Source organism: Streptomyces sp. BE20 (genome assembly GCF_036322525.1).
In the GTDB taxonomy this organism is placed as follows: Bacteria; Actinomycetota; Actinomycetes; order Streptomycetales; family Streptomycetaceae; genus Kitasatospora.
Genome location: NZ_JAQYWW010001016.1, coordinates 78,151 through 100,462, shown reverse-complemented (window position 1 = coordinate 100,462; position 22,312 = coordinate 78,151). Strand labels below are relative to the sequence as shown.

Here is a 22,312-nt window from a genome sequence, read left to right as displayed (position 1 = left end):
GGGTACTGGTGCGCGCACTCGAAGCTTCCCTCTCCGATGTGCTCGACTCCCCCGGAGTCGTCGGCGCTGCTCTCGTCGACGCCGTCACGGGCCTCAGCTACCACTCCGCCGGGGATCACCGGCTGCTCGGCAGCGGGGCCGAGCTCGCCGAGCTGACCAATCTGATCGGCGAGCGTCTGTACGAGGCCGGGGTGGAGAGCGAGTTGGAGAGCGTCGTGGTCACCAGCACGCGCCATCACCAGGTCGTCCAGGTGGTGCCCCGTCAGGGCGACCCCCTGCTGCTGGCCACCGTGCTGGACCGGGGGCGGACCAACCTGGCGCTGGCGATCCGCCAGACCGCCGACCGTGCGGGGGGCTTGCTGGCATGAGCGGCCCTTCCGACGAGCTGTCCCACGACCCGGCCCACCACCCTGCCCACCACCCGGCACCGCCCGTGCCGCCTGCGGCCCGTAACGTGCCCGCGCTGCTCCTCGCACTGCACCGGACGGGCTTCACCGGCTCGGTCACCGTCTCCAGCGCACCGGGCGGCACCATCCACCTGGAACAGGGGCTGGTCACGGCGATCGAGACCCCCGGGGCTCCGACCGCCGAGACCCTGCTGCTGAAGGCGCGGCGCGTCGGCGAGGCGGACTGGGCGACCGCCGAGACGGCCGCCTCCGCCGCCCGCCCGGTCGACGCTCCCGCGGCCTGGGGCGGCGACCTCGGCGCGGCCCTGGTGGCCCAGGGGTCGATCGGCGCCACCGAGCTCGAAGCCGTCTGCGCCGCCGCCGTCTTCGACGGAGCCTTCGCCCTGGTGCTCAGCCCGCCCGGCAGCTGGGAGATCGCCGAATCGGCGCCGCCCGCCCGGATCGCGCTGTGCCCGGGGATCGAGCCGCAGCGGCTCTTCGAGGAGACCGCCCGGCGGGTGGCGCTGCTGACCCGCCTCTGGGGCCCGCCCGGCGAGCTGGCCCGCACCCGGATCCGCCCTGCCGCCGCGGCCGAGTCCGCTGCGTCGCGGATCCCGGTCCGCTATCGGGAGGTCCTGGCCGCGGCCACCGGCCGCCGCACCCCGCGCGACATCGGATTCGCGCTGGGGCGCGGCGTGTTCTCGGTGCTGCTGGACGTCGTCCGGATGGACGCCCGACACCTTCTCCACCGCGAAACGGCGCTCCCGGCCGCCACGGCACCGAGCGTGGCCCCGCGAACACCGCCGAGCGGACCGCTGCCGACCGCGACCGGGCCGCTGCCGCGTCGCGTCCCCGGCGTACGCGGCGCAGGGAACGCGGGCGGCCACGGCCGGCCGGACTCCCGGCCCGAGGAAGCGGCGGGCGCTTCCGACGGTCCACCGAACGCACACCGCACCGAGACGACAGAGACGACCGAGAAGAGCAGACCATGAGCACCCAGACACCGACCGCCGTTCTCGTCGCCGAGTTGAAGTCCCTCCGCGAACGGGTCATGGGCATCTCCGAGAGCGTCATCTCCACCGCCGACGGCCTGCTGGTGGCCGCCGACACGGCCGCCGTCCACCCCGAGTCGGCCGCCGCCCTGTCGGCCGCCATGCTCGGCCTCGGCCGGCGCACCGCGGCCGAGGTCGGCGTGGGCGGCCTGCGCGACGTGGTCACCCGCTGCAACGGCGGCTACGTCGTGGTGCTGGCGATCGGTGACCAGGCGCTGCTGATGGTCCTGGGCGACGAGGGCCTCGACATCGCCGGCCTGCACCGCGAGTCGCCCGCCTCGATCCGGCGGCTGAGCGAGCTGCTCGGGATGGTCCCCGCGGCCTAGCGCAGGGCCCCGGCGACGGGACGGGGGTGTCCGGGATCCGCGCGACGGCGGGCCTGCCGGACGGCAGGCGGGCGGGCGGGGCCCGGCCGCCCGACACGGCGGTCGGTCACGGCACGCCCGCGGACGCGTCCGCATCCGCGTACGCAGGCACCGGCCCCTCCCGGACAGCGTCGCCGACCGCCTGGCATGTCGTCACCGAAACCGGTCGGTAAGGGCCGCGCGGGCCGACCCGCCTGCCTCAACGGACGGTCCCGCGAAAGGACTTGGACTGCGAAGGCCGCCACAGCGCAGCTGGAGGGGTGCACCGCACTCCGGGGCCCGGGCGGACCGGATCGGCGTCGCCTTCGCGCCCCACGGGGCACGCTGCGGATTCCGCGAGGCCGGCCGCCGGTCAGGCGCCCGTGTACTGGGCGGCGTACTCCTCGCTGGGCGGGACGACGGTGATGACGTCGATCAGCACGCCGTCCGGGGCGGCGACGATGAAGTGACGCTGGCCGAACTCCTCCGTGCGCAGCGGCAGCACCTCGGGCAGGCCGGCCCCGGCGACGAGTCGCCGGTGCTCGGCGTCCACGTCGTCCACCTCGAAGTTCAGCAGCAGGCCGCCCCGGAGTGGGGTCCGGTGGCCCTCGGGGAGGGTCGGGTGGGTGTGGTCCAGCAGGGCCAGCTCGTACTGCGGGGCGTCGGGGCGGCGCAGGCTCACGTACCAGTCGGCTTCGAAGGTGACCTCGAAGCCGAGGTGGCGGGTGTAGAAGGCGCGGGAGGCGGCCACGTCCCGGGTGGCCATCACCGGGTAGAAGCCACCGAGCCCGGCCGCGGGCGCATTCGCAGTTCCGTTCGCAGTTCCGTTCGCGGGCTCGGCCCCGAGGCCGGTCCCGAGGTCGCTCCTGAGGTCGTTCGTCATGGCGGAGGCCCTTCGCGTCCATTTCACATACCCGGGGTATGTGAACCTTGGAGTTAGCATACCCGGGGTACGCGAAATGGAAAGGGCGGTGCGACGCAATGGCGGTCAACCGGGCGGAGCAGCGGGCAGCCACCCGGCGGGCGCTGCTGACCGAAGGGCGGCGGCGGTTCGCCGCCGACGGCTACCACCAGGTGGTGCTGGCCGAGGTGGCACGGGCCGCCGGGGTCACCAAGGGGGCCGCCTACCACCACTTCGACAGCAAGGCCGGGCTCTTCCGGGCCGTCGTCGCCGAGGTCCAGCGGGAACTGGGCGAGCGGGTCGCGGCCGAGGCCGAACGGCACGAGGACCTCTGGGAGCAGCTCCGGGCCGGCTGCCGCGCCTTCCTCGCCTCGGGGACGGACCCGGCCGTGCGACGGATCCTGCTGGTCGACGCGCCGACCGTGCTGGGCTGGGACGAGTGGCGGGCGCTGGACGAGGAGTCGTCCGCCCGGCACCTGGCGGAGGCCCTGACGGCGCTCGTGGCGGCCGGGACCGTCGCCGACCAGCCGGTGGAGCCGCTGGCCCGGCTGCTCTCGGGGGCGATGAACGAGGCCGCGCTCTGGATCGCACGGGGCGGGGACTCCCGGGCCACGGAGCAGGCGCTCGACCGACTCCTGTCGGGACTGCACACGTCGGCCTGATCGCTCGCACCCGGCGCCCGGCCGAACGCCCCACGGAGGCCCGGCCGGCGAGGGGCCGCCCCCACAGCGGCCCCTCGCCGGCCCTCCCACCGCCCGCCCCGGTCTCGCGGGTCAGCCGCGCGGGTCCGTGAGGTAGGCGTCGAACGCCCCCTTCGTCGGCTCGGAGGAGTAGAGCCAGTGGCCCACGACGTCCCGGGTGAGCAGAGTGGCCCCCGGGAAGGACTGCGCCATCCGGCGCGCACCCGGCAGCGGCGTCCGCTGGTCGAGGGTGGCGTTCGCCACCAGGACGCGCGGGAGGTCGCCCGCCACCCGGGCGGGCCGGGCCTTCGGCGGGAGGGTCCAGCCCTGGCAGCCGAGGACGATGTCCAGGCCCTGGGTGCTGACGCGGACGTGCGGCGCGGCCCGGGCGACCCGCTCCCGGATGGCCCGGTACTCGGCGTGGTCGCGGATCCGGAGGTCGTAGTCCCGGCAGAGCACGAGCTGCATGTCACGGCTGGGGCCCTGGTACTGGGGCCAGTAGACCGTGCCCGTCCCGGTGTACACGGCGGCCAGCTCCCGCGTCGCCCGCTCCGGGTCCCACCCCCAGGCCAGGAACGTGAGGAAGTCGGACAGGCCGTCGGCGTCGGCCACGGCCTGCGTCGGCCCGTCCGGTCCCGGGACGCGGAGCGTGCCGGCCTCGGCGCGGGCGAACAGTTCGGCGGCGACGGCCGCCAGGTCCCGGCCGCTCAACGCGCAGGACGGCGCCGTCGAGCACCAGGCCGCCAGGCGCTTGAAGGTGTCGTCGGCGGTGACGCTGGCGTCGGTGAGGAAGCGCTCCGCGTTCGGCCGGTCCGGGTCCATCACGCTGTCGAGGGCGAGCGCGCGGAGCCGCTCCGGGAACAGGCGCGCGTAGCGCTCGCCGAGGAGCGTGCCGTAGGAGTGGCCGAGGAAGCTGATCCGGCGCTCGCCGAGGGCGGCGCGGATCGCGTCCATGTCCCGCGCCACACTCTCGGTGTCCATGTGCGCGGCAAGCGGGCCCGTGAGCCGCAGGCAGCCGGCCGCGAGCCGGCCGTTCAGGGTGCGCATCTGCTCGAAGGCCGCCGCGTCGCGCGGGCGGGACGTGATCCCGCCCGCGATCGACTCGTCGCAGCGGGCGCGCCGGCTGCGGTGGCTGCCCCTCGGGTCGAAGCCGACGATGTCGAACCGCTGCAGCATCTCCGGCGTGTAGACGCCCTTCTGGGGGTGACCGGCGTGCAGCGCGTCGTCGGCCCCGGGGGCCCAGGGGCCGCCCGGGTTCGACATCAGGACGCCGATGCGCCGGGCCGGGTCGGCGGCCCGCAGGCGGGCGACGAAGATGCCGGTCTTCGGGCCGTGCGGCTTCGACCAGTCCACCGGCACCTCGACCGTCGCGCACTGCGCGGCGGGGTTCGGGTCCGGCATGGGCGGTTCGCTCCTGGGGCAGGAGCCCCACCTGATCGGCGCCGCGGAGGTACTCGGCTCGGACTGGTTCTGGGCGGCTGCCGGTCCGGTCAGCGCGAGGGTCGCGACTGAGGCGGAGAGCGCCAGGAGGGCGGACAGTACGCGCCGCCCTCGGTTCGGATGGGTCTTCCCACGCATACTCATGCCCGTGAACAACCCGCCACCACCGCCGCCGGGTTGCGTCCACCTGCGACACACGGTGATTCCGTGCCCGATGAGGCACGTCGATGTGACTTTCAAGTCCCTTGTTCTCAGGGCTGGTTGACGAACAGACAGCCGATTCCGGAAGGTTCTCGGCGAGGCCGGCACCCGCTGCCCCGGTCCTTCGACCGTGGGTGTCCGGCCCGCCCCGCCCCGCCGCCCGGTGGAGTGGACCGACTCGTCACCCGGGGACACGGATGAAGAGGATCAAGAGGGCCGCCGCCACCGCGGTGGCCGCCATGGCGCTGGCCATGGGCGGCGCGGCGGGCACGGCCGGTACGGCCCACTCCCGGAGCACCACGGAGACGCCCCGGGGCGACTCCCACAAGGCCGAGGTCAGGAGCTAGGCCGCACGAACTCGGACCCGCCGGTGGGAGCGGGTCCGACGGCCTCCGCCCCGGACCCCGGCATCCTGTCGGGGTCCGGGGCGGCGACGTGGGACTCAGGCGGTGTCGCGGTTCCGGCGCCGGATCCGGCCGAGGACGACGGCTCCGCCCACGAGGGCGAGCGCCGCGATCGAGCCGCCGGCGAGCAGCGGGGTCCGGGAGGACGGGTCGGCTGCCCGGTCAGTGGTCCCGTACCCGCTGGACAGGCCCCGGGTGTCGTACTCGGAACCGGGCAGCTTGTCGGCGTAACGGGCCTTGAGGAGCTTCTGGTAGTCGGCGAGCGACACCGCCGACTGGCCGTCGAGCCCCTCCCGGGCCTGGTCGTTGAGCGGCTCCACGGTGGTGAGCTTCAGCTGGTACCAGCCGCGGATCTGCGGCTCGGTGAAGACCAGGGTGCCCAAGCCCGCCTTGCCGGCGTACGTGGCGTCGCTGTCGCCGTCGCGCACCCCCGCCAGGTGCCAGCCGCCGCCCTCGGTCGGGGCGAGCAGCACCGTGGCGGTGCGGTCGTTGACGGTCGCGTTGAGCGAGGAGACGAGGTGGCTCAGCCTGATGGCCTCGGTGGGGAGCGGCGGGGCCGTACCCGCGGCGAAGCCCGGGGTGATCTCGTTCACCGCCAGCGGGTCCTTGAGCGTGAACGCGGGCAGGCCCTCGCACGGCGAGGCCGTGTCGGGAATCGTCACCACGGTGTCGGATCCGCCCTGGGGCAGCGGCGTTCCGAGAAAGCGGCAGACGGCGTCGCGGACGTCGGCCGACTTCACCAGGTCGAGGGCGGCCTGGTAGTCGGGGATGTCGGCCGCGCGGGCCGGGCCGACGGCGGACAGCAGTGCGGACGCGCTCAGCGCCAGGACGATGGGCAGCCGGGAGAACCGAATGGTCTCCCGCTTGACGGGCATTCCTCGGTCACGCATGTGTCGCCCTCCTTCTCTGTCTATCGGGAGATGCCGGTACGGGAGTGGGTCCACTTGAACGAGCTGTTGTTCACGTAGTCGCCGTAGTTCCACCACGTGTAGGTGGCGGTGTCCGGCCACGGGTCGGCGACGGCGATGGTGTTGTTCGAGGTGTCGAAGCCGTAGACGATGTTCATGTGGCCACCGCCGGAGGTCCATCCGATTCGGGCGCCGATCGGCCGGGCCGCCTTGACGTCAGTGGTGACCTGGGCGAACGAGGCCGCACTGCTGATCCCGGTACCGGTCTTGGACAGGCCCAGGCTCGACCAGGCGTTGGCCATGTCCCCGAGCGTGGCGGGCTGGTTGTTGCAACTCGGACCGCCGCTGTACTGGGAGGCGCGGTCGCAGAAGTCCGCCTGCGTGGTGCCGAATCCCTGGAACTTGGCGATGGTGAGCCCGGCGGCCGACCAGCACCACTGGCTCTTCTCCTGCTTCAGCATGGTGATCTGGTCGTAGCCGGCCTCCGCCCGGGCCGTACCGCCTGCCGCCAGGAGGATCCCCGAGGCCGCCAGCGCCAAGGCCGGTCCGGTGGCCGCGAACCTGAATCTGCTCATATCCCTGCCTTCCCATGGGGCGAGTGAGTGCCCAGCGACATGAGAGCGCGGACCGCCGCCGATCCCCAGGGGGCTCGTGGAAACTACAGCCGAAGGGGTTGTTAGCCATATAAGAGCTGGATGGCTTGAAATGTGCGTAGCCAGAGGGACGTTGGGGCTCCTGGATTCCACCGGACGCGCGGCGACCTGTGTCGTCCGAGCGGCCCGGGCCGGGGTCGGCCCGGGCAGCGCGGGTCGGTCAGCGGGGTATGCGGTGGCGGCCCCGGGGATGCTGCCGCTGCTCGGGGATCGGATTGCTCTCAGGGCTGAAGTGGCCGGCCTGGCGGGCGATCCAGGCGTATTCGGTGGTGCCGTCGGGGTGGTGGCGCAGTTCCCAGCGGCCGTGGCGGGTGATGGGGGGCGGGGGTGGGGTGTCCTCGATCCGCAGGCTCGTGACCACGCCGACGACGACGGTGGTGAGGGCGAGGGCGAGGGCGAGGAGGACGGCGAAGGCGGTGGCGACGAGGTAGTCGGTCATCGGAGGTATCCGAGGTGGTGGGTGAGGCTTTCGAGGAGGTCGCGGGCCTGGGCGCGGGTGAGGGGGACGGCGAGGTGGTCGCCGGGGGCGGCGTTGATGTCGAGGTCGACAGGGAGGCGGAGCTGGAGGTCTGCGTCGGGGACGGACTCGACCGTGAGGTAGGGGACGGTGGTGCGCTCGATGTGCGGGCGCGGGATGGGGATCAGGTCTCCCATCGCGGGTCGGTCCTTTCGCGGAGGAGGCGGAGGAGGTTGAGAAGGGTGGCGACGGGGGCGTTGCCGAAGTCGATCAGGATGCGACCGTCCACGGTGCCGGGGCGGGTGGCGGCGGAGCCCCATCGGATGCCGAACGGGCGGCCGGCTTCGTGGAGTTCGGCAAGCAGGGCGGTGACCTCGGCGTCGGTGTAGGTGCGGATGACGGGGTCGTCCGGCGCGATCGGTTCCGGGCTCACGCGGCGACGTCCAGCTCGAACCAGACGCGCTTGCCCGACTTGCGGGGGTCGGCGCCGAAGCGGTGGGTGAGGGAGCGGACGAGGTGGAGGCCGCGCCCGGAGAGCTCGTAGGGGTCGGCGGAGCTGCGGGGTTCGGGGAGGGTGGGGCTGTCGTCGGCGACGGAGACGCGGACGGTGCGGGTGGGAAGGAGGACGACCACGACGGTCGGGGCCTGGCAGCCCGCGTGGCGCCAGGCGTTGACGTACAGCTCGTGGAGGGCGAGTTCGGCGTCGCGGATCAGGTCGTCCGGCCAGCAGGCGAGGGCGAGCACGTCCCGCAGCTCCTCGCGGGCGGCGGACCAGTCGGGCGGGCTGAAGGCACGCATGAGAAACCTCCGAGTGAGGTCGTGCGAGTGGGGAGGAGAGGCGAGGACGGAGACGTCACCGTGAGCCAGGCCCGGCCATGGCTGCTCTGCGGTGCGAGAGGGCAGCAGGCGCCTGCCGCCCGTACGAACAAGCGTTACTGACGACCCGTCGGATCGCTGTGACATTGACGATAGCCCAGAGCGTCTTCAATTGAAGGCGCGATCTGGAAGATTCCCCCTTGCGGGGGAACCGCAGTATCCGGGCCGCCCACGCATGGTTGGACCGCCTCATGGCGCGCGCGGCAGACTGGTCCCAAGCCACCCCGAAAGGACGACATGCCGCTTCGACGCGACCCGACCTTGCGCCAGCGCCGTCTGGGCGCCGAGATGCGGAAGATGCGAGAGCAGGCCGGTCTCGGCGGCAGTCAGCTCGCACGCGCCCTCGGGCTGAACCCCACGCAGGTCACGCAGATGGAAACGGGCAAGATCGGCGTCAGCTCCGACAGGCTACGGACGGTGGCCGCCGCCTGCGCGTGCAGAAACACTCCCTTGATCGACGCCCTCGCCGACATGGCGGTGGAACGAAAGAAGGGCTGGTGGGAGGAGTACCGGGGAGCCCTGGCGACCGACTTCCTCGAAGTGGCAGAGGTCGAGGGCCACGCCCGAAGGCTCTACACCTGCACGACCACGTACATTCCCGGTCTTCTCCAGACGCGTTCCTACGCCGCAGCGGTGTTCGCACGCGCCACGCCACTTCCCACACAGCAAGACATCGACCTGAGAACCGAATTCCGGATGAAGCGGCAACAGGTCCTTCACTCTCAGCAGGTCCCCTACCTGGCGTTCATCCACGAGGCAGCACTGCGCATGCAGTTCGGTGGACCAAGGATCCTCGTGGAGCAGCTTTCTGCTCTCGCAGATGCCTCCGAGATGCCTGGCGTCTCGATCCGGGTGATGCCGTTCAGCGCCGACACCTTTCCCGGGTCCAGCGAGAACCTCACCTTCGCCGAGGGTGTGACCCCCGAGCTGGACACCGTGCAGATGGACGTCGCCCAAGCCGTCCAGTTCTTCGACTCGCCAGCACACCTGGCAAGCTACCGATCAGTGTTCGCTCGATTGGAAGCCACCGCCCTACCCGAGGATGAGTCACTGGAGCTCATTCGATCCGTCATGAAGGAAGTTGAGGGTAGGTATGCCTGACCAGGATTGGCAGAAGTCCACCTTTAGCGGTGCACACGACGAGTGTGTCGAGATCCGCGCCGTCGACGGGGCGGTAGAGCTGCGGGAGTCCGATGACCCCGGCGTCATAGTCCACACCGACTCCATCACCTTCGCGAACCTCCTCCAAGCCATCAAAGCCGGCGAACTCGACCAGCATGTCTAGCCTCCGGCGGTGAAACTGCAGCGCCGATGCCCTCCCCACCCAGATCGCGGAGGCCCCATGAGCACCCATGCTTGGCAGAAGTCGAGTTACAGCGCAGCGAACAACGAGTGCGTCGAAGTACGTCTCACGGACGGGCTGATCGAGCTCCGCGAGTCCGACGACGGAGACGTCATCCTCCGCACCACCCCGACCGCATTCACCGGTCTCCTCCACGCCATCAAGGCCGGCGAACTCGACCACCACGCCTGACCTCCGAACGATCCGGAGCACGAAAGCCCCGCCCCGCCGAGCTGGGTGCTCGGCGGGGCGGGGTTTTGCGATACCAGGACGTTCCCTCCGAATCGCCACTCGGCCCGAACGAGGAATCCCCCGTTCCCCGGAGCCCGGCCCGACAGGTGGCCCGGTCCCCGGAAAGACCGACGCGTCGCCCTCCGGTCCCGCACCGGGGCGAACACCAGGACCGCCGGCAGCCTCGACGCACCCGGATCCACGGGCCGGCAGCCCCGACCGCCACCAGATCGCCCTCCGAGCCCGGCAACTGACGGACAGTCAGCCCAGCAAGCCTGATGCGCTGCGGTCCCCCGATCGCTACCATCCCTGTCGACACAGCTATCAGCGTGTGGCCGAGACGTACTGGGGGGGCCAGGAGTCATGTCCGAACTGCTCGCCGACATCACTGCGATTGCTCCGTATTTCACCGTCGCTGCAACCACCTTCGGGACACACCTGACACAGGAAGCAGCCCAACGCGTAGCCGGGGGAACCCTGGACGCGGGCCAGGGATTCTTCCGCCGGCTCTTCGGACGCCACTCCGACGAGGTGGCCGAAGCCCTCGACCGTCACCACCTGCCCGAGGAACAGGTGGACACCCTGCTCAGCGGCCTCGGTGATGCCGAGCGCCTCCGTCTCGCACAGGCACTGTCCTCGTGGCTCGGCAGCGCGACGACGAGCGGCCTCTCCGCGGAACGGCTGGTGGACCTCGTCCGAACGGCGCCCGCCGGGCCCGTCACGAACACCTCGACCGGCGACCGGACGATCGTCGGCGGCAGCTTCGGCGACAACAACACCTTCAACTTCGGCGACACCCGGTGACGGAACCCCCGGCCGCGAACGGGCCGCCATCCGTCACCTCGACCGGCGACCGCACGATCGTCGGCAGCACCATCGGCGCGGGCAGCATCTTCAACTTCGGCAACGGGCGGAACGGCGACTCGCTGCCGGTCGTGGTCCTGCTGCCGCTCCTGGCAGCGGTCGCCGCCGCCGTCTACGCCGTCCTGTCCTGGCCGGGAGGTCCGCAGCACCAGTACCTCTGGTTCTACCTCGCCCTCTCCGCCGCGTTCGTCGTGGCCGTCCTGTGCGTCATCGGCGGGGCGGCCGCGAAGGGCCCGAAGGGGTCGGCGCCCGCAGCGGTGCCGAGCAAGCCGTCCACGGCCGGCCTGCTGCTCCTGTCCTCCGCGCTGGTCCTCGCGCTCCTCGGGCTGGCCGGACTGGAGGACGTCCGGCGCAACGGCGAGATCACCGTGGAGATCACCGTCCGGGGCGGCCAGCCCCTGGCCGGCGCCGTCGCCGGGACACGCACGCTGGTGGTGCCCGCCTCGACGGCCGACAGCGTCCGGGACCACCTCCGCCTCGCGCTGACGGTCTCGGACGACAACCCGACGTCCCCCACCTGTGTCCACAAGACGACGGCGACCCTGACGCCGACCACGCCGGGAGTCACCCCGACGACCAAGCGGGTGCCCGCGCAGGCCGTCGTCGAGTTCGACCTCGGCGGGAGCCGCGGCGAGGTGACGATCGACGTCACCGTGCGCACCGGACCCGGCTGCAGCATGCAGGTGGCGGCACGCGGAACGCTCTTCAACGACTGACGACGATCCTGGGGGAAGCACGTGACGGGTAAGCGTCGGGACGTACCGGCGAGGAGGGCTGCCGCCGTGGCCGCCCTCCTCGCCCTCACCGCCCTCACCGGCTGCGGGGGCGAGGCGAAGAAGCCCCTGCTCGGCGAGGGGAAGCAAGTACGGGTCGGGGTGAAGAGCGACCAGCCGGGGACCGGCCTCGAACTGCACTCCGGCGAGTTCGTCGGGCTGGACGTCACCGTGGCCAGGGAACTCCTGGAACGGGTCAACGGGGGCACGCCGTTCTTCGACGGCGTCCTGTCCAAGAACCGCGCCCCCTTCCTGCGGAACGAGACCTTCGCCCTCGTGGTGGCCACCTACTCGATCACCGAGCAGCGCATGCGGCCGTTCAAGGAGAACGGCGAGGGGGAGGGTCTCGACTTCGTGGGCCCGTACGCCTCCGGCCAGCAGGGCGTCCTCGTGCGGGCGGACGACCGGGACCGGTTCCGGAGCACCGGCGACCTCGACGGCAAGCTGGTGTGCGTCTGGCGGAGCACGACGTCCGCGTCGGAACTGAACAAGCCCTCCTACAGCAAGGTGCGGCTGAGCGAGCAGGAGGACGCGGGGACCTGCGTCAAGGAGCTCAAGGAGGGGAGGGTGGACGCGGTCTCCACCGACCAGCTGATCCTCTACGGCTTCATGGAGGCGGAGCCCACGCTCGCGGTCGTGCCGGAGATCGCGTTCGGGGCGGCCAACGACTACGGCGTCGCCCTCGCGAAGGGCCACCGCAAGGACTGCGAGATCCTGCGGGAGGCCATGAAGAAGTACGCGGTGAGCAACGAGTGGGACCGCGACTTCCAGAACAACCTGCCCAAGGTGCCGTTGGACACGCGCAACGAGGCCAGGCCCACGGCGTCCGAGATCGACGCCCTGTCCTGCCGCGACGGCGTGGGCAACGCAGCCGTGAACTGACCGGGAACACCACCCCCGCTCCCCGGTGCAGGAAGTCGGCCCGGCCGACTTCCTGCACCGGGGCAGCCCTCCCGACGCCCGCAACTCCATGTCCCCGGGCCCGGGGAACTGCCGGGCCGAGCCGTTCGAACGCGGCCGAGGAGGCCGATCCGGGCCCGGGCCGTTCCGCGTTCGCCGAGTGGTCGACCAATGGTCGGCAGCCGAGGCGTACTGTCGGCGCATGGCTATCGAGCACCTTGGAGACCGCCTGGCCAACTTCCGGAGGATGGCCGATCTCACACAGGAAGGTCTGGCCACGAAGGCCGGCATTTCCGTGGACGTGGTCCGAAAGCTGGAGCAACGGCGGAAGCAGTCAGCACGGCTGCCCACCCTGCACGCCCTCGCCAAGGGCCTCGACGTCGAGCTGACGGCGCTGCTGGGCGACCCACCGGCCGTCCCCTCGACCGGGGACATCGAACCACCGGAGCTCGTGGCCGTCCGCCGTGCGATCATGCCGCCGCTCTTCGCTCCACCGCCCACCCCGGACAGTGCTGACGATCTCTCACTTCCCATGCTCCGGGCCGAGATAGCCGACGCGTGGACGCTCTACCACGAGGCCGACTTCGGCCGCGTGATGAGCATGCTTCCCGAGATCATCGGCGATGCGCGTCTCGCTGCCGCCGTCGGCAAGGGGCAGGACCGGCCGGCAGCGCAGCATGCCCTGGGAAAGGCACTGCAACTAGGCGGCCACCTCGCCATTCGGCTGGGAAAGACCGATCTCGGACTGTCCAGCCTGGAAAGGGCGATGGCAGCGGCGGACGCCTCCGGGGACCCGCTGCTGGCAGCGATGGTGTGCAACTCCGTGGCCTGGGCGTATCAGCGGCAGAACCGGCTCGACGATGCCCGGTACCTGGCCGTGCACGCCGCCGACGAAGTGGAGCGGGGCCGCATCACCGACGCCGACGGGCTGCGCGTCTGGGGTGGCCTGCTGATGTCGGCGGCCACGAGTACCGCTCGGGGTGGGGACTTCGAAGGCGCTTCGGACATGATGCGCACCGCCGAGAAGGCAACGACCGGGCTCGCTCGCCTGCCCGCCACCTCGGACGGTCGCATGGTCAGCGTGTTCAGCCGTTCCTCGGTCCGTATCGAGCGCGTGCGGCTGGCTGTGCAGCACGCCCGTCCGGATGAGGCGCTGAGGGTGGCCCGAGGAATGAGACTGAGCGCGGACGTCCCTCCGTCGTGGCGCACCTGGCTCCTTCTGGACGTCGCTCGCGCCCACGTCGACGTCGGAGACGCGACGTCGGCTGTGGCGACTCCGGAGAAGCTTCAACGGGTCGCGCCCGGATGGATGAGGCACCACACGCTGGCCGTCTCCATCGTCGCCGACCTCCTGGCCGGCCCCGCCCGCCCGCCCGGCCTACGACAGCTGGCACGAACGCTCGGGCTCTGTGATTAGCGGTCAAAAATAGGACGTTCCGTCCCTGTCGGCGATTCCGCCGTCACGGGAACCTTCTCGTGCGGTCACGGAGAGGAGTCGGGCTGATGGCGAGAGCTCGCGGGACCGGGACGGCTACCCGCGTACAGGTCCGCTCGGCGCCGGTGGCGCTGAGCGCGGCCGACACGACACGGCACGGCACCAGCCATCCGACACCACCACATCGAGAGGAGCCCCAAGCATGGGCAAGCACGGCGGCGGCAAGGGCGACGGCAAGGGCGGCAAGCAGCAGGACGACAGCAACAAGGGCTCGGGGCACGGCGGCGGCGGGTCCGACGAGGGTGGCAACACCTCCGACGGCTCGTCCCCGGCGAGCGGCAAGTGACCGGCACAACGCACCGGGAGGCGAGCCCCCGTGGGCTCGCCTCCGCGCTGTTGGCCCGTGGCGCACTGTCCTCGGACTGGCTCCCCTCGTTCGAGGCCGTCCCCCGTGAGCTGTTCGTGCCGGACCGTATCTGGCCGGGGATCGCGGACGGCACGCGGCAGAACGCCGCGGTGTACCGCTCCCAGGACCCCGAGGCGTGGCGAAGGGCCGTCTACTCGGACATCCCGCTGACCACGCAGTGGGATGACGGGGACCACGCGGGAGACGGGCTCGGCACCACTCCGAGCTCGTCCAACTCCATGCCCATGATGGTGTTCTCGATGCTTCAGGACCTCGACACACAGCCGGGCAACCGGGTGCTGGAAATCGGCGCCGGCACGGGATGGAACGCGGGCCTCCTGGCTCACCGCCTGGGCGACCGCAACGTGGTGACCGTCGAGTACGACCCGGATGTCGCACGCGGAGCCCGGGAGAATCTTCACCGGGCCGGACTCGGCCCGACCGTTGTCGAGGGCGACGGCCGGTCAGGATGGGCGCAAGGTGCTCCCTACGACCGGGTCATCGCGACGTGCTCCCTGTTGGAGATCCCTCCGGCATGGCTGGCCCAAACGGCCCCCGGCGGAATCATCCTCGCCCCGTTCGGCGCCGAGTACGGCGGCGAGCAAATCGTCCGGTTGACCGTCAGTGGGGACGGGAGCAGCGCGAGCGGTCGGTTCACCCGGAGTTCGGCGTTCATGAGACTGCGTCAACAGCGGACGGACCGACCGCCCTTCGAGGACTACCTGCACGGCGAACCGTGGCCTGCCGGCGGGGTGCGAGGCACCACCGCTCTGGCCCCTCCGGACACAGGAGGTTGGTTCGAACAATTCGTGATCGGGTGCGGTGTGCCCGGTGCGTTCTGGCGGGCCGAACGGTACGAGGACGGCGCTTACACGCTGTGGGTCTACAGCCGGGACACCCTGTCGTGGGCGTCCGCCGACTACGAACGGGGCCGCACGGAGTACGAGGTGTACCAGTCCGGTCCCCGGAGGCTCTGGGACGAGGTGGAAGCCGCGTGGCGCTGGTGGGACGACCGCGGCCGTCCCGGACTCGACCGGTTCGGCCTCACCGCCACGCGGGACGGCCACACGGTATGGCTGGACGGCCCGGACAACCCGGTACCGCTCCAAGGCTGACTTCAGTCGAGATGGTCGGAGCGGGGACGCCGACTCCGGTGGATCTCTGATCGACGCCAACGGACTCGCGGTCGCGGCGTCTCGCCCGGTGCGAGCGAGACGCCGCGTCACCACCGGGTGGAGTGGGAAGTCCGCCGGGCCGACTTCCCACTCCACCCGCGGCGGCCCCGGGCCGGGCCCGGGGAGCGGTCACTTCCGCCAGAACAGGTGGTGCGTCACCCCGCTCGGGCTGGGGACGACGTCCAGGTGGAACCGGTCGAGCAGCTCGTCGGGCGAGTCCCAGAGCCGCACGCCGGACCCGAGCGTCAGCGGCGAGACCGCCACGTGCAGGGTGTCGACGAGGTCGGCGTCGAGGAACTGCCGGATGGTGGTCGCCCCGCCGCCGAGTCGGACGTCCTTGCCCCGGGCCGCCTCCCGGGCCTGTGCGAGGACGGTGGCGGGGTCGGCGTCGACGAAGTGGAACGTGGTGTCGGCAAGCGTGAACGAAGGCCGTGTGTGGTGGGTCATGACGAACACCGGGGTACGGAACGGCGGCTCGTCACCCCACCAGCCGCGCCACTCGTGGTCGCGCCAGGGCCCGCGCTGGGGGCCGAACTTGTTGCGGCCCATGATCTCGGCGCCGATGTTGCGGGCGTAGTCCCGCGTGAGGTAGTCGTCGAGGCCCCGGCTGCCCCCGGGGTCCGTGCGCATCGGCCAGCTCGCCGTGGCGCCGGCCCAGGCGAACAGCCGCCCGGGATCGACGTGCCCGAACGGCCGCTCGAAGGTCTGGTCCTCGCCCGCGCCGATCCCGTCGGCGGAGACGTTGAAGTTCTGGACTCTCAGTAGCTGGACCACGTGGCCCTCCTGTCGTCGTGACAACTTGGTGCGACCCTCCGGACGGGCCGTCACCGTGAGGTCGGAGCCGGTCGACGGATCTTGACCCGTATCGGCAGAATCACCTGATCCACTGAACGCACCGCCGGAACGTCAAGGGCGGTCGGCCCGCAACGACCACCCGGTGACGGGGCCCGACCGGGCACCACGACGGTAAGGAGCTGGACATGAAGTTCTTGCTGATCATGCACATCGACCCGGCCATCATGGAGGAACTGACCGACGCCGAGCGCCGGGAGATCATGGACGGCCACGGCGCCTTCATGACGACGATCCGCGAGTCCGGCGAGATGGTCGACACCGGGGCGCTGGCCGACCCGTCCCAGAGCTCGGTGGTCCGCGTCCGTGGCGGTGTGCCGGTCGTCACCGACGGCCCCTACCTGGAGGCCAAGGAGTTCCTGGGCGGCTACTACCTGGTCGACGTCGCGAGCCGGGACCGCGCGCTGGAGCTGGCCGCGATGATTCCGGACGCCCGGGTCAACGGCCTGGGCATCGAGGTCCGCCAGGTGGTCTTCTCCGGCGGCCCGACCGCGTGAGCGCCTCCCGCGCCACCGTCGAGGGCCTGCTGCGTGCGCTCGCGCCGCAGGCCCTCGGCGCGCTGGTGCGCCGGTACGGGCAGTTCGACCTGAGCGAGGACGCCGTGCAGGAGGCGCTGATCGCCGCGGCGACGCGCTGGCCGGCCGAGGGCGTCCCGGACAACCCGCACGGCTGGCTGACCACGGTCGCCGGCCGCCGCCTCGTCGACCGGATCCGCAGCGAACAGGCCCGGCGCCGGCGCGAGGACTCGGTGGCCGCCCGGGAGCCGGACCGGACGGCGCCCGGCCCCGGCGAGGACACCCCGGCCGACCGGGACGACACGCTGACCCTGCTGTTCCTCTGCTGCCACCCGGCGCTGACTCCGGCCTCGCAGGTCGCGCTGACGCTGCGCGCGGTCGGCGGACTGACCACCGCGGAGATCGCCCGCGCCCACTTCGTGCCGGAACCGACCATGGCGGCCCGGATCAGCCGGGCCAAGCAGCGGATCAGGGCCACCGGCAGCGAGTTCACCATGCCGGTCGGGCAGGACCGGGCCGAGCGCCTGCGGGTCGTGCTGCACGTGCTGTACGTGATCTTCAACGAGGGCTACACCGCCGGCTCCGGCGACCGGCTGCGCCGCGACGACCTGGCCGCCGAGGCGATCCGGCTGACCCGGCTGCTGCACCGGCTGCTGCCGGACGACGGAGCCGTGGCCGGCCTGCTGGCCCTGATGCTGCTCACCGACGCCCGCCGGACCGCCCGCACCGGACCGGACGGCGAGCTGATCCCGCTCGACGAGCAGGACCGCTCGCGCTGGGACCGCGGCCGCATCGCCGAAGGCGTCGCGCTCGTCACCGACGCGATGACCCGCTCGGCCCTCGGCCCCTACCAGCTGCAGGCCGCCATCGCCGCGCTGCACGACGAGGCACCCAGCACCGACGAGACCGACTGGCGTCAGATCAACACGCTCTACAAGATCCTGGAACGGATCTCGCCGAACCCGATGGCCGGCCTGAACCGGGCGGTGGCGGTCGCCATGATCGACGGACCGGGGGCCGGCCTCGCCCTGCTGGACGAGCTGGCCGCGGACGACCGGATCACGGACCACCACCGGCTGCACGCCGTCCGCGCGCACCTGCTGGAGCGGGCCGGCGACCGTCCGGCAGCCCGGGAGCACTACCACCGCGCCGCCCTCGGCACCACCAGCCCGACCGAACGCCACTACCTGGAGACCCGCGCCGCCCGACTGGACCGGCCCGGGAGGACACCCTGAACGCCGCCGGGACTCGAACAAATCAGTCGCCGGGGTGGTGGGCGCGCGGGAGCATGACGGCATGCGCATCCTCGGCCTCGTCTTCGCGGGCACGTCCACGCCCCATCGCTCCCGGATGGCCGCCTTCCTCGGCGACACCCTGGGGCTGCCCCGTCTCCAGGTGGAAGGCGTCGAGGCCGACCTGTTCGAACTGCCCGACGGCTCGACCTTCGCCGTGGCCTCGCCCGGCGGGATGGGGGACACACCCCGGTCCGTCGGCTTCCTCGTGGACGATCTCGACGCCGCGGCGGCAGATCTGCGCGAAGCGGGCGTCGACGTGGGGCCGATCGGCGAGAACGAACGCGAGCGCTACCTGCACTTCCGAGCGCCGGACCGTCAGCTCTACGAACTGACCGAACGCAAATCCGGCCCTGCGTGACCCGCAGGGCAGTCAGGTCAGTGCGATCCTCGGGCGCCGCCGGCGGACGGCTGCGCAGCCGGGGGCGAGGAGGACCCCGCGGACAAGCCGGCGGCAGCCGGCGGCGGTTGCCCGCTCCGGGCGTACCGGAGCGGGAGGCCGGCGGCTCCGGCCTCCCGCTCCGTCGGGCCGCGGCCCCCGTCATGCGGTCGTGCCCCGCGGGGCGGTCGGGTGGCCGCAGCGGAACAGCGGGTCGCGGGTGTCGAAGGCGACGTCCTCGCGGGCGGCCTCGACGGCGGCGTCCGAGCGCGGCAGGTCGAACGGGAGCGAGCCCGTCATCGGGACCCGGCCGAACACCGCGTCCAGCACCACCTCGTCGGCCGCACCGAACTCACCGACCAGCAGGGCCGCACGGGGCTCCAGCGGGGTCAGCACGGCAGGCCGCTCCAGCTGCGCGACGAAGGCGGTGGGCAGGGCGCCGGCCAGCTCCGCCAGCCGCGCGGCCTCCGCCGGCTCGAACTCCAGCGAGCCGGAGTGGAACGCCTGTTCCAGCAGCCCCTCGCGCCTCTCGTACGGCGTGGCGAGCCGGATCACCGCGACGTCGGCGTCCTCCGGCCGGTCGACGACCGTGCCGTAGCGGGCGGCGACCTCCCGGTCCACGCCCTCGACGTACAGCCGGCCGCCGCCGTCGAGCGGCTGCCCGGCGAGGTGGACCAGCGAGCGGGCCTGCACCCGGCGGCCCAGCGCGCGCCCGTCCGGGGTGCCGACCAGCTCGGCGGCGGCGTCCGCGTCCACGTACGGGTCGTCGAACAGGCCGAGGCGGAACTTGTCGCGCAGGATGCGGCGGACCGACTCGTCGATCCGGGCCTCGCTCACCGCGCCGGAGCGGACCACGGTCAGGATCAGCTCCGGGTCGGTCTCGCCGCCGAGCTGGTCGGCGCCGGCGTCCAGCGTCAGCGCGACCTGCTCGGGCACGGACAGCTCCTCGACGCCCCAGTGGCGCGGCGGGAGGCTGACGATGCCCGGGACGTCCATGCCGGTGATCGCGTTGAAGTCGGTGCAGACGACACCGTCGAAGCCGTAGGTGCCGCGCAGCAGACCGGTGATGACGTCGTGGTTGAAGTTGGCGCCGACCTCGGCCAGCCCGCTGCCGGACGGGATCGCGTAGGCGGGCATGATCTGCGCGGTACCGGCCTCGAACGCGGCCTCGAAGGGGCGCAGGTGCTGCTCGAACGCGCCGCCCGGGTAGACGAGCCGGCGCCCGGCCGCGAAGTGCGAGTCCTCGCCCCGGAACTGGGGCCCGCCGCCGGGGAAGTGCTTGGTCATGCAGGCGACGCTGTCCGGGCCGATCCGCTCCCCCTGGAGGCCCCGGATGTAGGCGGCGATGGTCCGGGAGGCGCGGTCGGCGTCCTCGCCGAAGGTGCCGCTGATCCGGGCCCAGCGCGGTTCGGTGGCGAGGTCGGCCATCGGGTGGAGGGCGAGCCGGATGCCGACGGCGCGCAGCTCGCGGCCGATCAGCTCGGCGTACTCCCGGACGAGGGCCGGGTCGTCGGTGGCGGCGAGGCCGATCGGCTCGGGGCCGGTGGAGAAGCCGCCGCCGGTGAAGGCGGTGGCCGGGTTCTCGGTGAAGCCGTGCCGCGGGTCGGAGGCGAGGGTGACCGGGATGCCGAGCCGGCCGGCGGCGGCGAGGTCCTGGACGTGGTTGTTCCACTCGGCCATCGTGCGGGCGTCGGGCACGGCCATCATGCCGAAGGCGGTCAGGCCGCGCTCGGTGATCAGGTGGTCGCCGGACGGGAACGGGCCGTGGCCTCCGGGGAGCATCCGCCCGTGGCACATCAGGGCGGCCTTCTCGGCGAGGGTCATCCGGCCGAGCAGGTCGGCGACGCGCTCCTCGACGGGCAGCCGCGGGTCCTCGTAGGGCTCCATGGTGCCGTTGTGGTTGAGGTCCCGGAACGGGGTGCCGTCGTGGTGGCGGAGCCGGGCCGTCATGCGAGGGCCTCCGCACCGGCGGTGGCGGAAGCAGCCGTGGCGGGAGCGGCGGGGGCGGCGGCCTTGGCGCGGAAGGTCTCGATGGTGGCGGCCTCCACGCCGCAGTGGGCGAGGAAGCCCTCGGTGCCGCCGTACCGGGCGGCGACCAGCTCCAGGAAGGCGACCATCGCACCGGCCGGGGCCTCCAGCAGCGGCGCGGGCACGGTGAGCGAGCCCGCGTGGTAGTCGTTCAGGGCGCTGCGGTTGCGCTCGGCGAGGATCTCGAAGATCTGCGTCAGCGCCTCGTTGGTGCGGGCGTAGTCGGCGACGATCTCCTCGGCGGGGACGCCGACCAGGTCGAGCAGCAGGGCGACCAGCAGGCCGGTGCGGTCCTTGCCGGCGGCGCAGTGCAGCAGCGCGCCGCCGGGGCGGGCGGCGGCCTCGACCGCGCGTGCGACCGACGCGGGGGCGGACTCGGCCATCAGCAGGTAGAAGGCGCCGAGGTCGGCGGCGGTGGTCATCTCCCGCATGGACGCCTCCAGGGCCGGGTTGGTGGGCTGGATGCGCGCCTCGACGATCTCGATCCCGGCCGCCGCTGCCGCGGCCCAGTCGGCCGGATCGGCCTCGGCGTCGCCGCGCAGGTCGATCACGGTGCGGATGCCGGAGCCGGTCAGCAGCTCGACGGTGACGGGGTCGGCGGCCGGGTACGGCTGGGCGGAGCGGTAGAGCGCACCGGGGCGGACCCAGTGGCCGTCCGGGTCGGCGAGGGCGGCGGGGTCGCGGAAGTTCACCAGGGACATGGGAGGGGCCTTTCGAAGGAGGACGGTGGAGCGGGGTGTGCGGCCGGGGGAACCCGGCGGTGGAGCGGTGCCCGGAACCTCGGGGCAGGACATCTAGATGTCTAGATGTCTACCGGTCGAGCCCGGTGCAGGGCAAGCGACGACAGGATGAACATCGGACCAACCCGGCCGCCGCACAGGCCGACGGCGCCCACAGGCCGCCCGCGCGCCGCCCGGCTCCGTAGGATCTGCCGCGTGGCAACGCACCGAAGCGACACCCCGCTGTACCGCCGACTGGCCCGGCAGCTCCAGGAGCGGATCGACGCCGGCACGTACCCGGCGGGCGCCCGGCTGCCCAGCGAGCCCGAGCTCAGCGCGGAGTTCGGCGTCAACCGGCTGACCGTCCGGCAGGCGGTGGCCGAGCTGGAGCGGGCGGCCGTGCTGGAGATCCGCCGGGGCGTGGGGACCTTCGCCCGCCCGCCGGCCGTCCGGATCTCGATCACCGTCGACCCGGCCAGCCAGCGGGTCGACCTCGGCAGCGTGCACGGCTCGCTGCCGATGGACGCCCCGCCCGCACCGGACACCCGGCCACCGCAGGGCACCGACCCGGACGGGGAGTTCGTGGTCGCCGCCCCTCCGGTGGCCGGCTCGGCCGAGGACGAGGAGGCCGCCCGGCAGCTCGGCCGACAGCCCGGCGAACTGGCCCGGGTGGACACCGTGATCCGGTTCGGCGGCCGGCCCCGGGTGGCCAGCAGCTACTGGGTCGCGGCCGGGCCGCTGCCCGCCGAGCTGGTCCGGCCGGGCCGCCCCGGCAACATGGTGCCGGCCCTGGCCGGGGCCGCCGGGGTGGAACTGGAGTACGACTGGCGGGCGTTCGGCGCGATCGGCGCGGACCTCGCCGACGCGGAGCTGCTCGGGGTGCCGGCCGGCACCCCGCTGCTGGTCCGCGAGGGCGTCAGCTGCACACCGGACGGCACGCCCGCGCTGTACGTCCGGCGGCGGATCGACGGCAGCAGCGCGCGGTTCGTGATGCACTTCCGCGACCGGGACGGCGCGGGCGGGTCCGCCCGCCGCCCGGAGGCGTAGGCCCGGCGCCCGGAGGCGTAGGCCCGGCGCCGCGGCGGGTCCGGCCCCGCCG

The 22,312-nt window shown here is 72.6% G+C and carries 29 protein-coding genes; 18 read left to right on the top strand and 11 right to left on the bottom strand.

Annotation, left to right across the window (positions count from 1 at the left end; genetic code table 11):
* The first annotated feature begins 8 nt into the window (after positions 1-8).
* From PUR61_RS27120 to PUR61_RS27110, 3 genes are read left to right on the top strand one after another with little or no spacing between them, the layout of a single operon-like run.
* Positions 9-368 carry a hypothetical protein gene (locus PUR61_RS27120; RefSeq protein WP_329882043.1) on the top strand — a complete coding sequence of 120 codons (360 nt, stop codon included), beginning with the start codon at positions 9-11 and terminating at the stop codon, positions 366-368.
* Positions 365-1,378, top strand: coding sequence for a DUF4388 domain-containing protein (locus PUR61_RS27115; protein WP_329882042.1), 1,014 nt, complete (start codon positions 365-367; stop codon positions 1,376-1,378). The genes PUR61_RS27120 and PUR61_RS27115 overlap by 4 nt, the downstream gene beginning before the upstream one ends.
* On the top strand, positions 1,375-1,764 hold the full coding sequence (locus PUR61_RS27110) for a roadblock/LC7 domain-containing protein (protein ID WP_329882041.1): 390 nt from the start codon (positions 1,375-1,377) through the stop codon (positions 1,762-1,764). Before PUR61_RS27115 ends, PUR61_RS27110 begins: the two co-directional genes overlap by 4 nt.
* 391 nt (positions 1,765-2,155) lie before the next feature.
* Here the strand turns inward: PUR61_RS27110 and PUR61_RS27105 are convergent, their stop codons facing one another.
* Positions 2,156-2,548 (bottom strand): VOC family protein, encoded by a 393-nt coding sequence (locus tag PUR61_RS27105; RefSeq protein ID WP_329882070.1) that lies wholly within the window; start codon positions 2,546-2,548, stop codon positions 2,156-2,158.
* Between the two features lie 215 nt (positions 2,549-2,763).
* On the opposite strand from PUR61_RS27105, the gene PUR61_RS27100 reads away from it, so the two are divergent.
* On the top strand, positions 2,764-3,345 hold the full coding sequence (locus tag PUR61_RS27100) for a TetR/AcrR family transcriptional regulator (RefSeq protein ID WP_329882040.1): 582 nt from the start codon (positions 2,764-2,766) through the stop codon (positions 3,343-3,345).
* 111 nt (positions 3,346-3,456) lie between these two features.
* Here the strand turns inward: PUR61_RS27100 and PUR61_RS27095 are convergent, their stop codons facing one another.
* A complete protein-coding gene (locus tag PUR61_RS27095; RefSeq protein ID WP_329882039.1) occupies positions 3,457-4,764 on the bottom strand; it encodes an alpha/beta fold hydrolase in 1,308 nt (435 codons plus the stop codon).
* A 437-nt stretch (positions 4,765-5,201) separates the two neighbouring features.
* On the opposite strand from PUR61_RS27095, the gene PUR61_RS27090 reads away from it, so the two are divergent.
* The gene (locus tag PUR61_RS27090; RefSeq protein WP_329882038.1) at positions 5,202-5,351 is read left to right on the top strand and encodes a hypothetical protein; all 150 of its coding nucleotides are present in this window, start codon (positions 5,202-5,204) and stop codon (positions 5,349-5,351) included.
* Between the two features lie 95 nt (positions 5,352-5,446).
* Here the strand turns inward: PUR61_RS27090 and PUR61_RS27085 are convergent, their stop codons facing one another.
* From PUR61_RS27085 to PUR61_RS27060, 6 genes are all read right to left on the bottom strand, one after another.
* Positions 5,447-6,298 (bottom strand): hypothetical protein, encoded by an 852-nt coding sequence (locus PUR61_RS27085; protein ID WP_329882037.1) that lies wholly within the window; start codon positions 6,296-6,298, stop codon positions 5,447-5,449.
* A gap of 20 nt (positions 6,299-6,318) precedes the next feature.
* On the bottom strand, positions 6,319-6,891 hold the full coding sequence (locus tag PUR61_RS27080) for a papain-like cysteine protease family protein (RefSeq protein ID WP_329882036.1): 573 nt from the start codon (positions 6,889-6,891) through the stop codon (positions 6,319-6,321).
* Positions 6,892-7,129: 238 nt separating this feature from the next.
* Positions 7,130-7,408 carry a hypothetical protein gene (locus PUR61_RS27075; protein ID WP_329882035.1) on the bottom strand — a complete coding sequence of 93 codons (279 nt, stop codon included), beginning with the start codon at positions 7,406-7,408 and terminating at the stop codon, positions 7,130-7,132.
* Positions 7,405-7,623 carry a hypothetical protein gene (locus tag PUR61_RS27070; RefSeq protein ID WP_329882034.1) on the bottom strand — a complete coding sequence of 73 codons (219 nt, stop codon included), beginning with the start codon at positions 7,621-7,623 and terminating at the stop codon, positions 7,405-7,407. The genes PUR61_RS27075 and PUR61_RS27070 overlap by 4 nt, the downstream gene beginning before the upstream one ends.
* Positions 7,611-7,859, bottom strand: coding sequence for a hypothetical protein (locus PUR61_RS27065; RefSeq protein WP_329882033.1), 249 nt, complete (start codon positions 7,857-7,859; stop codon positions 7,611-7,613). Before PUR61_RS27065 ends, PUR61_RS27070 begins: the two co-directional genes overlap by 13 nt.
* Complete coding sequence (locus PUR61_RS27060) at positions 7,856-8,224, bottom strand: ATP-binding protein (RefSeq protein ID WP_329882032.1); 369 nt, start codon at positions 8,222-8,224, stop codon at positions 7,856-7,858. The genes PUR61_RS27065 and PUR61_RS27060 overlap by 4 nt, the downstream gene beginning before the upstream one ends.
* A 315-nt stretch (positions 8,225-8,539) precedes the next feature.
* Between PUR61_RS27060 and PUR61_RS27055 the strand changes: the two genes are divergently transcribed.
* The 9 genes from PUR61_RS27055 to PUR61_RS27015 all read left to right on the top strand — a co-directional run bounded on the left by PUR61_RS27055 (position 8,540) and on the right by PUR61_RS27015 (position 15,368).
* Entirely contained in the window at positions 8,540-9,403 is an 864-nt protein-coding gene (locus PUR61_RS27055) for a helix-turn-helix domain-containing protein (RefSeq protein ID WP_329882031.1), read from the top strand.
* Positions 9,396-9,587: a DUF397 domain-containing protein gene (locus tag PUR61_RS27050; protein ID WP_329882030.1), complete on the top strand. Its 192-nt coding sequence runs from the start codon at positions 9,396-9,398 to the stop codon at positions 9,585-9,587. The genes PUR61_RS27055 and PUR61_RS27050 overlap by 8 nt, the downstream gene beginning before the upstream one ends.
* Before the next feature lie 57 nt (positions 9,588-9,644).
* Entirely contained in the window at positions 9,645-9,836 is a 192-nt protein-coding gene (locus tag PUR61_RS27045; protein ID WP_329882029.1) for a DUF397 domain-containing protein, read from the top strand.
* 402 nt (positions 9,837-10,238) lie between these two features.
* Complete coding sequence (locus PUR61_RS27040; RefSeq protein ID WP_329882028.1) at positions 10,239-10,679, top strand: hypothetical protein; 441 nt, start codon at positions 10,239-10,241, stop codon at positions 10,677-10,679.
* A complete protein-coding gene (locus PUR61_RS27035) occupies positions 10,676-11,455 on the top strand; it encodes a hypothetical protein (protein ID WP_329882027.1) in 780 nt (259 codons plus the stop codon). Before PUR61_RS27040 ends, PUR61_RS27035 begins: the two co-directional genes overlap by 4 nt.
* A 66-nt stretch (positions 11,456-11,521) precedes the next feature.
* Positions 11,522-12,394, top strand: a complete 873-nt coding sequence (locus tag PUR61_RS27030) for a transporter substrate-binding domain-containing protein (protein WP_329882026.1) — start codon at positions 11,522-11,524, stop codon at positions 12,392-12,394.
* 220 nt (positions 12,395-12,614) lie between these two features.
* A complete protein-coding gene (locus PUR61_RS27025; protein WP_329882025.1) occupies positions 12,615-13,829 on the top strand; it encodes a helix-turn-helix domain-containing protein in 1,215 nt (404 codons plus the stop codon).
* Between the two features lie 220 nt (positions 13,830-14,049).
* Entirely contained in the window at positions 14,050-14,193 is a 144-nt protein-coding gene (locus tag PUR61_RS27020; RefSeq protein ID WP_329882024.1) for a hypothetical protein, read from the top strand.
* Positions 14,190-15,368, top strand: a complete 1,179-nt coding sequence (locus PUR61_RS27015) for a methyltransferase domain-containing protein (RefSeq protein ID WP_329882023.1) — start codon at positions 14,190-14,192, stop codon at positions 15,366-15,368. Before PUR61_RS27020 ends, PUR61_RS27015 begins: the two co-directional genes overlap by 4 nt.
* Positions 15,369-15,557: 189 nt before the next feature.
* Here the strand turns inward: PUR61_RS27015 and PUR61_RS27010 are convergent, their stop codons facing one another.
* The gene (locus tag PUR61_RS27010; protein WP_329882022.1) at positions 15,558-16,202 is read right to left on the bottom strand and encodes a dihydrofolate reductase family protein; all 645 of its coding nucleotides are present in this window, start codon (positions 16,200-16,202) and stop codon (positions 15,558-15,560) included.
* Between the two features lie 206 nt (positions 16,203-16,408).
* Between PUR61_RS27010 and PUR61_RS27005 the strand changes: the two genes are divergently transcribed.
* The 3 genes from PUR61_RS27005 (at position 16,409) to PUR61_RS26995 (ending at position 18,448) form a co-directional block, all read left to right on the top strand.
* Positions 16,409-16,777 (top strand): YciI family protein, encoded by a 369-nt coding sequence (locus PUR61_RS27005; RefSeq protein WP_329882021.1) that lies wholly within the window; start codon positions 16,409-16,411, stop codon positions 16,775-16,777.
* On the top strand, positions 16,774-18,030 hold the full coding sequence (locus PUR61_RS27000) for an RNA polymerase sigma factor (protein WP_329882020.1): 1,257 nt from the start codon (positions 16,774-16,776) through the stop codon (positions 18,028-18,030). Before PUR61_RS27005 ends, PUR61_RS27000 begins: the two co-directional genes overlap by 4 nt.
* Positions 18,031-18,091: 61 nt before the next feature.
* Positions 18,092-18,448, top strand: a complete 357-nt coding sequence (locus PUR61_RS26995) for a hypothetical protein (RefSeq protein ID WP_329882019.1) — start codon at positions 18,092-18,094, stop codon at positions 18,446-18,448.
* 180 nt (positions 18,449-18,628) lie between these two features.
* Here the strand turns inward: PUR61_RS26995 and PUR61_RS26990 are convergent, their stop codons facing one another.
* Together PUR61_RS26990 and PUR61_RS26985 are read right to left on the bottom strand one after the other, a co-directional pair.
* Complete coding sequence (locus PUR61_RS26990) at positions 18,629-20,416, bottom strand: glycoside hydrolase family 3 protein (RefSeq protein WP_329882018.1); 1,788 nt, start codon at positions 20,414-20,416, stop codon at positions 18,629-18,631.
* Positions 20,413-21,195, bottom strand: a complete 783-nt coding sequence (locus PUR61_RS26985; RefSeq protein ID WP_329882017.1) for a tyrosine-protein phosphatase — start codon at positions 21,193-21,195, stop codon at positions 20,413-20,415. The genes PUR61_RS26990 and PUR61_RS26985 overlap by 4 nt, the downstream gene beginning before the upstream one ends.
* A gap of 234 nt (positions 21,196-21,429) precedes the next feature.
* Here PUR61_RS26985 and PUR61_RS26980 point away from each other — a divergent pair, with 234 nt between their 5' ends.
* Complete coding sequence (locus PUR61_RS26980) at positions 21,430-22,260, top strand: GntR family transcriptional regulator (RefSeq protein WP_329882016.1); 831 nt, start codon at positions 21,430-21,432, stop codon at positions 22,258-22,260.
* Positions 22,261-22,312 lie beyond the last annotated feature (52 nt).

Bases quoted from the DNA above. Each gene is read 5' to 3' on its own strand.
- PUR61_RS27100 (WP_329882040.1), top strand. From the start codon at position 2,764: ATGGCGGTCAACCGGGCGGAGCAGCGGGCAGCCACCCGGCGGGCGCTG.
- PUR61_RS27025 (WP_329882025.1), top strand. From the start codon at position 12,615: ATGGCTATCGAGCACCTTGGAGACCGCCTGGCCAACTTCCGGAGGATG.
- PUR61_RS27080 (WP_329882036.1), bottom strand. From the start codon at position 6,891: ATGAGCAGATTCAGGTTCGCGGCCACCGGACCGGCCTTGGCGCTGGCG.
- PUR61_RS27075 (WP_329882035.1), bottom strand. From the start codon at position 7,408: ATGACCGACTACCTCGTCGCCACCGCCTTCGCCGTCCTCCTCGCCCTC.
- PUR61_RS27070 (WP_329882034.1), bottom strand. From the start codon at position 7,623: ATGGGAGACCTGATCCCCATCCCGCGCCCGCACATCGAGCGCACCACC.
- PUR61_RS26985 (WP_329882017.1), bottom strand. From the start codon at position 21,195: ATGTCCCTGGTGAACTTCCGCGACCCCGCCGCCCTCGCCGACCCGGAC.
- PUR61_RS27005 (WP_329882021.1), top strand. From the start codon at position 16,409: ATGAAGTTCTTGCTGATCATGCACATCGACCCGGCCATCATGGAGGAA.
- PUR61_RS27110 (WP_329882041.1), top strand. From the start codon at position 1,375: ATGAGCACCCAGACACCGACCGCCGTTCTCGTCGCCGAGTTGAAGTCC.
- PUR61_RS27040 (WP_329882028.1), top strand. From the start codon at position 10,239: ATGTCCGAACTGCTCGCCGACATCACTGCGATTGCTCCGTATTTCACC.
- PUR61_RS27060 (WP_329882032.1), bottom strand. From the start codon at position 8,224: ATGCGTGCCTTCAGCCCGCCCGACTGGTCCGCCGCCCGCGAGGAGCTG.
- PUR61_RS27085 (WP_329882037.1), bottom strand. From the start codon at position 6,298: ATGCGTGACCGAGGAATGCCCGTCAAGCGGGAGACCATTCGGTTCTCC.
- PUR61_RS26990 (WP_329882018.1), bottom strand. From the start codon at position 20,416: ATGACGGCCCGGCTCCGCCACCACGACGGCACCCCGTTCCGGGACCTC.
- PUR61_RS27105 (WP_329882070.1), bottom strand. From the start codon at position 2,548: ATGGCCACCCGGGACGTGGCCGCCTCCCGCGCCTTCTACACCCGCCAC.
- PUR61_RS27115 (WP_329882042.1), top strand. From the start codon at position 365: ATGAGCGGCCCTTCCGACGAGCTGTCCCACGACCCGGCCCACCACCCT.
- PUR61_RS27090 (WP_329882038.1), top strand. From the start codon at position 5,202: ATGAAGAGGATCAAGAGGGCCGCCGCCACCGCGGTGGCCGCCATGGCG.
- PUR61_RS26995 (WP_329882019.1), top strand. From the start codon at position 18,092: ATGCGCATCCTCGGCCTCGTCTTCGCGGGCACGTCCACGCCCCATCGC.
- PUR61_RS27095 (WP_329882039.1), bottom strand. From the start codon at position 4,764: ATGCCGGACCCGAACCCCGCCGCGCAGTGCGCGACGGTCGAGGTGCCG.
- PUR61_RS27020 (WP_329882024.1), top strand. From the start codon at position 14,050: ATGGGCAAGCACGGCGGCGGCAAGGGCGACGGCAAGGGCGGCAAGCAG.
- PUR61_RS27050 (WP_329882030.1), top strand. From the start codon at position 9,396: ATGCCTGACCAGGATTGGCAGAAGTCCACCTTTAGCGGTGCACACGAC.
- PUR61_RS27055 (WP_329882031.1), top strand. From the start codon at position 8,540: ATGCCGCTTCGACGCGACCCGACCTTGCGCCAGCGCCGTCTGGGCGCC.
- PUR61_RS27045 (WP_329882029.1), top strand. From the start codon at position 9,645: ATGAGCACCCATGCTTGGCAGAAGTCGAGTTACAGCGCAGCGAACAAC.